The sequence below is a fragment of the Streptomyces hirsutus genome (genome assembly GCF_001418415.1).
In the GTDB taxonomy this organism is placed as follows: Bacteria; Actinomycetota; Actinomycetes; order Streptomycetales; family Streptomycetaceae; genus Streptomyces; species Streptomyces hirsutus.
In genome coordinates, this window is sequence record NZ_LIQT01000568.1 from 1 (window position 1) to 10,920 (window position 10,920).

The window sequence follows — 10,920 nt, forward strand, 5'->3', positions numbered from 1 at the left end:
GGGAGGAAGCAGCGGGAGGGCCTGGGGTACGCGCCATACGGCCAGTGTCGCGCGGGGCGACACGTCCTGGCCCCGCGTCGACGAGACGACCGGCGCCGTCACTCCGCCCACAGGTCGCCGCTGTCGCACACGTGTGCGTTCATGTTGCGTTCCATCATCCGCAGGGCGGCATTCGCCAGGTCGGCGTGTATATGGGCGACGGCGTCACGCGGGACCACCACGTCGAGGTGGCGGATGTGGGCGTCCAGCGCGGAGTACAGCACACACTGCTCCGTCACCTGGCCGCACAGGACGAGCCGGTCGACGCCCTGCTCGTGGAGGAGATAGTGCAGCGGCGTCTCGAAGAAGATCGAGTGGCGGGCCTTGACCACGAAGAGTGAGGAGTCGGTCGGCCGCAGTGGTTCGACGAGGTGCGCATGGGGCCCTGCGAGCGCCTTGTCGAGCAGCTCACCGTGGTGCGACCGCCACTCTCCGAAGTTGTCGTTGACGTAGATCACCGGGACGTCCCGCTGCCGCGCCCGGTCCAGCAGGCCCGAGATGACCGGTACGACCGACTCCGCGGACGGCATCAGCAGCTCGGCGTCCGGGTGGTCATAGGTGTTGATCATGTCGATGACGATCAGCGCGGTATCGCCCATGCCACCGGTTCCCCTTTGGCCACCCCCACTCGAACAGGATCCGACGGCAGGGCCCGGCCGTCCCTGCCGGACCCCACCGGCCCCCGGGGTACCCACCCGTACCGTTTTCACGCACCGACACCCGCTCTCCGGACGCCGGTGGCTCATCAGGGCCGTCTGGCCCTAGCCCGGCCGGGATCGACCCCCGACCATGGACTGATGTTCCAGAGCGATGGTTTCCGTGCACTCGAGCGCCAGGAGTGCCTGCGCCTGCTGGCCAAGGCGCCGGTCGGTCGCGTCGTGTACACCCGGCAGGCGCTGCCCGCCGTCCTGCCCGTCAATTTCTCCCTGGACACCGACTCCTCCGTGCTGCTGTGCACCTCGCGGGACTCCGACCTGGTGCGTGCGATCGACGGGGTCGTGGTGGCCTTCGAGGCCGACGAGTTCCATGCCGAGCACCGGGCCGGATGGAGCGTGGTGGTCACGGGCCGGGCCGCGGTGGTGACCGATCCCGCCGAGCACGAGCGGCTGCTGCGGACCGGTCCCGATTCCTGGATGCCGATGCGGGACGGGGTGTTCGTACGGATCGAGGCCGGGATGGTCTCGGGCAGGGAACTCGCGGGTGCGCGCGTGCACGGCACAGCGTGACCCTTCCACCGCACGGCCCTTCCACCACGTGCGCCCCGTGCGCCACGTCCGCCGGGAACCGTACGACGCCCTTGCCGGGCACGGCAGTCGATCACGGTCCCGGTGGCGTCCCGTACGGTACGGCCTGTGACCGAGTACAGCACTGATGAAGTCCCCGGCCGCCTCGGCCCCACCGCCACCACGGAGGCCGAGCCCGGCGAGGTGGGCCGGGTACGCACGGAATACTCGCCCGAACACGACGGTGACCCCGACCCGGGGGAAATAGTCTGGACCTGGGTGCCCTACGAGGAGAACGACGGCCGGGGCAAGGACCGTCCGGTACTCGTGGTCGCGCGGGAGCCGGCCGGGACCTTCCTCGCGGTGCAGCTGTCGAGCAAGCAGCGCAACGGGGACCGGGACTGGGTGCCCATCGGGAGCGGGCCGTGGGACCGCTCGGGCCGCGATTCGTGGGTCGCCGTCGACCGGGTGCTGCGGCTGCACGAGGACGGCATGCGCCGCGAGGCGTGCGCCCTGGACCGGATGCGGTTCAACCTGGTGCGTCACCGGCTGCGCGAGCGGTACGGCTGGAACTGACCCTCACCCGATCGGCTGCCCGGTCCCTCAAGAAGCCGGCGCCAGGTCCGCGAAGGTCCGCTCGAACGCCGTGCGGACCTCGCTTCCGCGTGTCCGGTCCAGAATCCCGAACACCACGTGCTCGAACGCTCCGGCGAACCGTCCGCCCGGCTCCAGCAGCGCCCGGAACGCGGCCGCCACCTGCGTGGGGTCGTTCCGGAAGACCCCGCAGCCCCAGGCGCCCAGCACCAGCCGCCGGTAGCCGTGGGCGACGGCGGTCTCCAGCACCCTCTCCGCCCTGACCGCCAGGGCGTGGGGCAGCTCGGGCGCGCGCTCCGGTGCGGTCCGCAGGATCACGCCGGCGTTCGGCGCGGCCGAGGTGAGGAAGCCGACGGGGAACGGCGCGTCGAGGAGCCGGCCGCGATCGTCGCGGAAGACGGGCACGGCGGGCGAGTGGATCACACGATCGGTGTAGAACGGGTCGCGGTGCGTCCGGTGGTGATCGTAGAACTCGGCTGCCCGCAACAGGCAGACGTACAGGGCGGAGGCTCGGCACAGCGCCTCTTCCTGTGCCTGGGCACCGTTGAGATAGCCGCCACCGGGATTGCGCGCGGAGGCGAAATTCAGCACCGCGGGAACGCCGTGCGTGCCGTCCCCCTCTCCCGTGAGCCGGCGCGCGGCCTCCAGGCTGCTCTCCCCGGTGACCTCGATGCGGGCCCCCACCGGCCGGAAGGACGAGGACGGGGGCCCGCCGCCGCCTGGAGCCGGGTCCCGGTCCGGCGCCGGCCCCGAAGGGCGCACCGGAGCCGCGAACGGGGCGAGAGCCGGCACCGGCACATGTGCCGGGACCCGCACCCGCAGCGGCTTCGGCCCGTACATCCGCGTACCGTCCTGCGCGGCCCCGACCGCCGCCGCCAGGCGCACCTCGTGGCCGTCGGCCGCAGCGCGGTAGCCTCCCGACGCCACGATCCGCTCGGTCTCCCGCGCGATGCCGCGCAGACGCGCGCTCACGCCGCGACCCCCGTACGCGCCGTGACCGCGCGCCCCGCGATCGCCCCCGTGGTCTTCGCCGGCAGGTCGCCCGATCTTTCCCCCGTCGTGCTCATGGAAGCATCGTGAGCGATGCTGAGGGGACGACGCAACGGAGTTTTCCCCCCGCGGAAGGCCCGGGAGGCGAGGGAAAAGCCCTCGGAAACGGGCGGGGAGGAGAGATTACCGGCCCGGAGCGCCCGCCAGGCGCCCTTGTGCCGGACGTCGTGAGGGTTTTGGCTGGACGAGTTGATGCCTGCCCGGCAAAAGACCCCGGGCCGGCGACATGGTGGTATCTCAGGAGGATTCCCACATGTCCGATTCGGCAAATGGCTGTATCGAGCCACGCCCCGCCGTCACCGAAGCCGAAGTGGAGGCCCTCGTACGGGGCATCTGCTTCAAGACCGGACCACCGCGCCGCCTCGGTGTGGAGGTGGAATGGCTGGTCCACGAGCTGCGGGCCCCGCAGCTCCCCGTGACGTCCGAACGACTCGAAGCGGCCTACGCCGCTCTGCGGACCGTGCCCCTGAACTCGGCGCTCACCGTCGAACCCGGAGGCCAGCTGGAGCTCAGCTCGCAGCCCGCCGCCTCCCTCATGGAGTGCGTCGGCACCGTCCGCGCCGACCTCGACGCCGTCCGCGCGGTACTCCGCGAAGACGGTCTCGGCCTCGTCGGCTTCGGCCACGACCCCTGGCACACACCGCGCCGGTTCCTGCGCGAACCGCGCTACGACGCCATGGAGGCCTGTCTCGACCGCACCGGCCCCGCCGGCCGCGCCATGATGTGCACCTCGGCCTCCGTGCAGGTGTGCCTGGACGCCGGGTACGAGGAACCCGGCACCCTCGGTCATGTGCGGCGCTGGTGGCTGGCGCACCAGCTGGGCGCGGTGCTGGTGGCCGCGTTCGCCAACTCCCCGCTGGCCGGGCACCGGCCCACCGGCTGGCTGTCCACCCGGCAGCTGCGCTGGGCTCAGATCGGCACCGGCCGCGCGGGCGGCCCCGTGCTGGACGCCGATCCGCGCGGCGCCTGGACCCGGCACGTCCTGGACGCGCCGGTGATGTGCATACGGCAGGACAGCGGGCCGTGGGACGTGCCGGACGGGCTGACCTTCCGCGAGTGGACCAGGTCCGGGGTGCCGAGGGCACCCACCCGGGAGGACCTCGACTACCACGTCACGACGCTGTTCCCACCGGTCAGGCCGCGCGGTCATCTGGAGCTGCGGATGATCGACGCGCAGCCCGGTGACCACGGCTGGATCGTGCCGCTGGCCGTGGCGACGGCGCTGTTCGACGATCCGGAGGCCTCCGAGACGGCCTACCGCGCCGTGAAGCCGCTGGCCGAACGGACCCATGGCATGCCCGCGCCGCACAACCCGCTGTGGCGGGACGCTGCCCGTGGCGGCCTGGCCGACCCGGAGCTGCGCGAGGTGGCCGCCCTCTGCTTCTCGGCGGCGCTGCGGGCCCTGCCCGGACTCGGTGCCACGGCCGAGGTCGTGGACGCGGTGGCGGCGTACCAGGACCGCTATGTCGCCCGCGGCCGCTGCCCGGCCGACGACCTGCTCGACGCCCGGCGCGCCGGAGCCGACGGCACACCGGGCACGCACCCCCACAGCGCTCCCGGCACTCCCAACGCCCCCGGCCCGCACGCGCGCGGAGCGCATCCGCACGGGAAGGACATCTCCTCATGACCGACCCCGCCCTCGACGCCGAAGCCCTGCGCGAGCGCGCGGTCGCCTCGCTGATCACCGCGCGCGACCGGACCACCCTGCTGACCAGCTGCATCGACGGGCCCGATCTCACCGCGCAGCACTCGCCGCTGATGTCGCCGCTGGTGTGGGACCTCGCCCACATAGGCAACCAGGAGGAACAGTGGCTGCTGCGGGCCGTCGGCGGGCAGGAGGCGATACGGCCCGAGATCGACAGCGTCTACGACGCCTTCGAGCACCCGCGTGCCGAGCGGCCGAAGCTGCCGCTGCTGCCTCCCGAGGAGGCTCGCCGCTACGTCTCGGACGTGCGCGGCCGGGCACTGGACGTGCTCGAGAGCACCGCGTTCCACGGCGAGCGGCTGACCGAGGCGGGGTTCGCCTTCGGGATGGTCGCGCAGCACGAACAGCAGCACGACGAGACGATGCTGATCACCCATCAGCTGCGCAGCGGCCCGCAGGCTCTGACGGCCCCGGACCCGCAGCCGGTGCCCTTGTTCACCGGCCCGTCCGAAGTGCTCGTCCCGGGCGGCCCGTTCACCATGGGCACCTCGGACGAGCCGTGGGCGCTGGACAACGAACGTCCGGCGCACCGGCGCGAGGTGGCGCCGTTCCACATCGACACAACGCCGGTGACGAACGCGGCGTACCAGGCGTTCATCGAGGACGGCGGCTACGACGAGCCGCGCTGGTGGACCGCGGAGGGCTGGGCCCACATCCGCCGCAACTCCGTCACCGCCCCGCTCTTCTGGCGCCGGGACGGCGGGCGGTGGCTGCGGCGTCGCTTCGGCGCGACCGAGGCCGTGCCGCCCGACGAGCCGGTGCTGCACGTGTGCTGGTACGAGGCGGACGCGTACGCCCGCTGGGCCGGGCGCCGACTGCCCACCGAGGCCGAGTGGGAGAAGGCCGCCCGGCACGACCCGGCCGGCGACCGCTCGGCGCGCTATCCCTGGGGCGACGCCGATCCCGGCCCGGAGCACGCCAACCTCGGCCAGCGCCACCTGCGGCCCGCGCCCGCGGGCAGCTATCCGGCCGGCGAGTCGCCGCTCGGGGTGCGTCAGTTGATCGGCGACGTGTGGGAGTGGACGTCCAGCGACTTCCTGCCCTACTCGGGGTTCAGGGCATTCCCGTACAAGGAGTACTCGGAGGTGTTCTTCGGGACCGGGTACAAGGTGCTGCGCGGCGGTTCGTTCGCGGTGGACGCGGTGGCCTGCCGGGGCACGTTCCGCAACTGGGACCATCCGGTCCGGCGGCAGATCTTCTCCGGGTTCCGCACGGCCCGCTCGGAGAGCGTCTGATGTGCCGTCACATCGCGTACGTGGGGCCCGAGGAGCCGCTCGGCCGGCTCCTCGTGGACCCGCCGCACGGGCTGTACCGCCAGTCGTGGGCGCCCCGGCACCAGCGGTACGGGACCGTCAACGCCGACGGTTTCGGGGTGGGCTGGTACGCGCCGGGGGACCCGGTACCGGCCCGGTACCGCGGGGCGGGGCCGATCTGGGGAGATCCGTCGTTCGCCGATCTGGCCCGGGTCGTCCGCACCCCGGCGCTGCTCGCGGCCGTACGGGACGCGACCCTGGCGGGGGCGGACGGCGAGGCCGCGGCGGCGCCGTTCGCCGCGGGAGCCTGGCTGTTCAGCCACAACGGGGCCGTGCGGGGCTGGCCGGGCACGCTCGCGCCGCTCGTGACGACCCTGCCGCCCGAGGACGTGCTGTCGCTCGAGGCCCGCAGCGACTCGGCGTTCGTGTGGGCCCTGGTGCTCGCCAGACTGCGGGCCGGGGACGAGGAGGGGCAGGCGCTGGCCGACACCGTGCTGGAGGTCGCCGCGGCGGCCCCCGCGTCCCGGCTCAACCTGGTGCTCACCCAGGGCGACACGATCACCGCGACCGCGTGGGGCGACACGCTGTGGTACCTCGCCCGGCCGGGCGGTGGCACCGTCGTGGCCTCCGAGCCGTACGACGACGATCCGCACTGGTGCGAGGTCCCCGACCGCACCCTGCTGGCCGCGAGCCGCACGGACGTGCTGCTCACCCCGCTCAAGGAGCCGGGCGACGCCCTGGCGGACACCGCCGCACCGGCACCGCACACACCGGAACCACCGAAGGAGCCCCGCACGTGAGTCCGTTCCGTCTCACCCGCACCCTGCCCGAGGACGCCACCGACTCCGCCCTGCGCGCCGACGTCCTCCAGGGCCTGACCGGCAGCCCCAGGACGCTGCCGCCGAAGTGGTTCTACGACGCGCGGGGCAGTGAGCTGTTCGAGGAGATCACCGGGCTGCCCGAGTACTACCCGACGCGTGCCGAGCGCGAGATCCTGCTCGCCCGCTCCGGGGAGATCGCCGAGGCGTCCGGTGCCCGTACCCTCATCGAACTGGGCTCCGGCTCCTCGGAGAAGACCCGTCATCTGCTCGACGCCCTGACCGGGCTGCACACGTACGTGCCCGTCGACGTCAGCGAGAGCGCCCTGACCCTGGCGGGCCGGGCACTCGCCGCCGAGCGGCCGGGGCTGAACGTGCACGCCCTGGTCGACGACTTCACCAGCCACATGACGCTGCCCGGCACCCCGGGACCGCGCCTGGTGGCGTTCCTCGGCGGCACGATCGGCAATCTGCTGCCCGCCGAGCGGGCCGCCTTCCTGGCCTCCGTACGGGCGATGCTCGCCCCCGGGGACGCGCTGCTCCTCGGCACGGACCTGGTCAAGGACGAGAAGGTGCTGGTCCGGGCGTACGACGACGCGGCCGGGGTGACGGCCGCGTTCAACAAGAACGTCCTGACCGTCATCAACCGGGAGCTGGGCGCCGACTTCGATCCGGCCGCCTTCGACCATGTGGCCGTGTGGGACGCCGAACACGAGTGGATCGAGATGCGCCTGCGCTCGCGCGACCGGCAGACGGTGAAGATCCCGGCGCTCGATCTCGCCGTCGTTTTCGGCGCGGGCGAGGACCTGCGCACCGAGGTCTCGGCGAAGTTCCGCAAGGAGCGCGTACGGGAGGAACTGGACGCCGCCGGGCTGGAGTCGGCCCGGTGGTGGACGGACGAGGAGGGACGGTTCGCGCTGTCGCTGAGCGTGGCGCGCTGACGGGACGGGCCGCGGCGAGGGCCCGGGGTCACCGGGTCCCTCGCCTCACCGGGGCCTTCCCGGACACGGTTCGCTGTCCCACGGGCAGGGCCAAGGTCCGGCGCCACAACGGTGCCGGACCGCACGGCGGGCGGCGGCACCGGCCGGTTCAGCCGGCGCTGCCGCCCCGCGCCGCAGTCCTTCGGCGAGCGACGCCTTGTCGAAGTCGCCTGTCGCGAGCCGGGCCGTGAGGGGCGGTGCTGCGTTGCGCCGGTCCGCGAGGTCCTGTGCCACCCGACGCAGGCAGCGGTCCCCGTCGACGCACAGGCCGCACGGACCCCGGAACGCCACGGACCCTGAACAGCCGGCCCGGACGGTGCGCGGGCCGTGGGCGCCGGACCGGGCGCGGGGCCCGACATCTCGCGCTCGGCCACCGCTTGGGGCACCGTGGAGTGACGTGCGACACAGGAGGCGGCCCTCGTACCGGTGGGAGCCGCCGGCGAGAGGAGCACCCACATGTCCAACCACACCTACCGGGTCACGGAGATCGTCGGCACGTCACCCGACAGCGTGGAACAGGCCGTCCGCAACGGCGTCGAGCGCGCCTCGCAGACCCTGCGCAATCTGGACTGGTTCGAGGTGACCCAGGTGCGCGGCCAGCTCGAGGAGGGCCGCATCGCGCACTGGCAGGTGGGCCTGAAGGTCGGGTTCCGCCTGGACGAGCCGACCTGAGCCACCCGCCCGCCCACGGAGGCGGCCGCGAGCGGCCGGGCGCGTTCACGGCACGGGAGCCGTGCACACCCGGAGGGGAGCGGGAGGGGCGGACGTCAGGTCCGCCCCTCCCGCTGCTGTGCCGCCTTCAGCTCCCCCGACGGGGCCGCCCAGCGCGCGTGCACCACGGTGAACCCCGCCCGCCGGGCGTCCGCGCAGACCAGTTCGTCGTCGTCCACGAGCACCCGGATCTCCCGGGTGCGGGCGAGACGGCGCAGGATCGCGAGCTTGGTGTACCGGGCGGGCCTCCGGTCGGCGTCGCCCCGCATGTACAACGGCCCTTCGGGCAGCCCCTGGGCGGCCAGCCAGTCCAGCGTGTCGCGCCGGCAGCGCTCGGGGCGTCCGGTGAGGTAGACGATCCCGCACTCCCGCGCACTCTCGTGCACCAGCGCGATGCCCTCCGCGAGGGGCCCGTCCGCGGGCGCGGCGGCGAAGAAGGCGTCCCAGTCGCGCGGCCTGCGCTCCAGGTACCGCTGCCGGTGCGCGGTGTCGGCGAGGGTGTTGTCCAGGTCGAACACGGCGAGCGGACGCTTGTCACGGTTGGTCACGCCGCCCAGCCTAGGCCCGAGGTCGGCTCCCTCGGTCACCGAGGAGAGCCTCCGCCGTCCCGCGCGGAAGACGTCCCACGACCCCCTCCGTCCAGAGCGTGACGGTCGTCTTCCCGCTGGACGGCGCCTGCCACCGGGTCGCCCCCGAGGACACCGCGTTCTCCTACCGGGACGCCGACTACGCGATCGCGCTGAGCCCGACCCTCACCACCCGGGAGGACTGCGAGACGCACCAGGGATGGGTGCGGGCCTTCCACCGGGCGCTCGAGCCGCATGCCATGGGCGGGGGCTACGTGAACTTCATGGACGGTGACGACCGGGACCGCGTCCGGGCGAACTACCGGGACAACCACGCCCGGCTGGTCGCCGTGAAACGGCGTTACGACCCGGGGAACCTGTTCCGCCTCGACCACAACATCGCGCCGTGAGGAATCGCCGGGCCCGGCAGGTGTTGAACCTCGTATGAGCCCTGTGATCGCCTCGGCCCGCTTCTCCGTCCTCGACCGCTCCCGCACCCGCGAGGGACACAGCGGTCCCGAGGCGCTGCGCGACACCGTGCGCCTGGCGCGGGAGCTGGAGGAGCTCGGCTACCACCGCTTCTGGGTCTCGGAGCACCACGGCGTGCCCGGAGTCGCCGGCTCCGCGCCGACCGTACTGGCCGCCGCCGTCGCCGCGGCGACCCGGACGATCCGCGTCGGCACCGGCGGGGTCATGCTGCCCAATCATCAACCGCTCGTCGTGGCCGAGCAGTTCGGGGTACTGGAGTCGCTTTTCCCCGGGCGCGTCGATATGGGCCTGGGCCGCTCCGTCGGCTTCACCGACGGGGTGCGCAAGGCCCTGGGACGTGGCAAGGACGACGCCGAGGACTTCGGCGCCCAGATCGACGAGCTGCTCGGCTGGTTCCGCGGCACCTCCCCCACCGGAGTGCACGCCCGGCCGGCCGAGGGCCTGGCCGTGCCGCCGTTCGTGCTGGCCATGGGCGAGGGCGCGACGATCGCCGCCCGCGCGGGCCTGCCCATGGTCATCGGCGACCTTCGCGGCCGGGACCGGATGCGGCGCGGCATCGACCGCTACCGGGAGCACTTCCGCCCGTCCGTCTGGGCGAGCGAGCCGTACGTGGTGATCTCCGGGACGGTCGCTGTGGCGGACACGCCCGAAGAGGCCCGCCGGCTGCTGATCCCGGAGGCCTGGTCGATGGCGCATTCCCGGACCCGCGGCACCTTCCCGCCGCTGCCGCCCGCCGAGCGCGTCGAGTCGTTCACCATGACGGCCAGGGAACGCGACCTGTACGAGTCCGGGCTCGGCGGCCACATCGCCGGCACCGAGGAACAGGTGGCCGGCGAGCTGGAGAGGGTGCTGAAGGAGACGGACGCCCAGGAGGTCCTCGTCACCACCAGCACCCACGACCGTACGGCCCTGCTGGACTCCTACCGGCGGCTCGCCGCCCTGACCGGCCTCGCCGGGCCCACGGATCCCGCGGACACGGGGGACGACGGCGCGGCGCGCCGGTGAGCGGACCCACCGGCGCGCACGCTGCGCCCTCCGCTCATGTGCGGCCCCGGCGTGGAACGTCGCGGCCCCGTCCGGCGGCGTCGTCCCGTCGCAGGGTGGCCTCCGGAACGCCCTCGCTCTCGATGCGCTCCTTGCGGACGCGGCCCCGTACGGTCTCGTTCTCGGTACGTTCCTCCATGGTCAGCCGCACCCGCTCGACGGGTACCGCCCTGGTCTCCACGACGGGCCGCTCCTCATGCAGGATGACCTCGTAGTCGGCCTCGCCTATCTCGGCGCCGGACAGGGCGGCCTCGCGTTCGGCCTCCGTGATCGGCTCACGCACCACGCGTACCTCCTCATGGCGCACGGGCACGGTCTGTTCGACGTCCTCCGTCACGACGTACTTGTGAAGCTTGGCCCGTCCGGTCTCGCGCCGCTCGACGCGAACATGCATCTCCTCCTCCATGCGCGTCATGGACTCGGCGCCCTGTCCTGCCCGCACGCCGGC

General features: G+C 73.2%; 13 protein-coding genes. 9 read left to right on the forward strand and 4 right to left on the reverse strand.

Going from position 1 to position 10,920, the window contains the following annotated elements; genetic code table 11:
- Positions 1-98: 98 nt before the first annotated feature.
- Positions 99-638: a cysteine hydrolase family protein gene (locus AOK11_RS34540; RefSeq protein ID WP_055597608.1), complete on the reverse strand. Its 540-nt coding sequence runs from the start codon at positions 636-638 to the stop codon at positions 99-101.
- Between the two features lie 198 nt (positions 639-836).
- Here AOK11_RS34540 and AOK11_RS34545 point away from each other — a divergent pair, with 198 nt between their 5' ends.
- On the forward strand, positions 837-1,265 hold the full coding sequence (locus AOK11_RS34545; protein WP_055597609.1) for a pyridoxamine 5'-phosphate oxidase family protein: 429 nt from the start codon (positions 837-839) through the stop codon (positions 1,263-1,265).
- Between the two features lie 126 nt (positions 1,266-1,391).
- On the forward strand, positions 1,392-1,838 hold the full coding sequence (locus AOK11_RS34550) for a type II toxin-antitoxin system PemK/MazF family toxin (protein ID WP_055597610.1): 447 nt from the start codon (positions 1,392-1,394) through the stop codon (positions 1,836-1,838).
- A 27-nt stretch (positions 1,839-1,865) separates the two neighbouring features.
- Here the strand turns inward: AOK11_RS34550 and AOK11_RS34555 are convergent, their stop codons facing one another.
- Positions 1,866-2,828: a TIGR02452 family protein gene (locus tag AOK11_RS34555; protein WP_055597611.1), complete on the reverse strand. Its 963-nt coding sequence runs from the start codon at positions 2,826-2,828 to the stop codon at positions 1,866-1,868.
- 331 nt (positions 2,829-3,159) lie between these two features.
- Here AOK11_RS34555 and egtA point away from each other — a divergent pair, with 331 nt between their 5' ends.
- The 5 genes from egtA to AOK11_RS34580 all read left to right on the forward strand — a co-directional run bounded on the left by egtA (position 3,160) and on the right by AOK11_RS34580 (position 8,334).
- Positions 3,160-4,533: an ergothioneine biosynthesis glutamate--cysteine ligase EgtA gene (gene egtA / locus AOK11_RS34560; protein ID WP_079035267.1), complete on the forward strand. Its 1,374-nt coding sequence runs from the start codon at positions 3,160-3,162 to the stop codon at positions 4,531-4,533.
- Positions 4,530-5,846: an ergothioneine biosynthesis protein EgtB gene (gene egtB, locus AOK11_RS34565; RefSeq protein WP_055597612.1), complete on the forward strand. Its 1,317-nt coding sequence runs from the start codon at positions 4,530-4,532 to the stop codon at positions 5,844-5,846. Before egtA ends, egtB begins: the two co-directional genes overlap by 4 nt.
- Positions 5,846-6,664, forward strand: coding sequence for an ergothioneine biosynthesis protein EgtC (egtC, locus tag AOK11_RS34570; RefSeq protein WP_055597613.1), 819 nt, complete (start codon positions 5,846-5,848; stop codon positions 6,662-6,664). Before egtB ends, egtC begins: the two co-directional genes overlap by 1 nt.
- A complete protein-coding gene (egtD, locus tag AOK11_RS34575) occupies positions 6,661-7,623 on the forward strand; it encodes an L-histidine N(alpha)-methyltransferase (RefSeq protein ID WP_055597614.1) in 963 nt (320 codons plus the stop codon). The genes egtC and egtD overlap by 4 nt, the downstream gene beginning before the upstream one ends.
- A gap of 495 nt (positions 7,624-8,118) precedes the next feature.
- On the forward strand, positions 8,119-8,334 hold the full coding sequence (locus AOK11_RS34580) for a dodecin (protein WP_055597615.1): 216 nt from the start codon (positions 8,119-8,121) through the stop codon (positions 8,332-8,334).
- Positions 8,335-8,429: 95 nt separating this feature from the next.
- Here AOK11_RS34580 and AOK11_RS34585 read toward each other — a convergent pair whose 3' ends face one another.
- Positions 8,430-8,921 (reverse strand): phosphatase domain-containing protein, encoded by a 492-nt coding sequence (locus AOK11_RS34585; RefSeq protein WP_055597616.1) that lies wholly within the window; start codon positions 8,919-8,921, stop codon positions 8,430-8,432.
- A gap of 98 nt (positions 8,922-9,019) precedes the next feature.
- Between AOK11_RS34585 and AOK11_RS34590 the strand changes: the two genes are divergently transcribed.
- Entirely contained in the window at positions 9,020-9,349 is a 330-nt protein-coding gene (locus tag AOK11_RS34590) for a BBE domain-containing protein (RefSeq protein ID WP_055597617.1), read from the forward strand.
- Positions 9,350-9,383: 34 nt separating this feature from the next.
- A complete protein-coding gene (locus tag AOK11_RS34595; protein ID WP_055597618.1) occupies positions 9,384-10,433 on the forward strand; it encodes an LLM class flavin-dependent oxidoreductase in 1,050 nt (349 codons plus the stop codon).
- A gap of 34 nt (positions 10,434-10,467) precedes the next feature.
- Here AOK11_RS34595 and AOK11_RS34600 read toward each other — a convergent pair.
- The coding region (locus AOK11_RS34600) for a YsnF/AvaK domain-containing protein (protein ID WP_240497606.1) at positions 10,468-10,920 on the reverse strand (453 nt) is incomplete at its 5' end.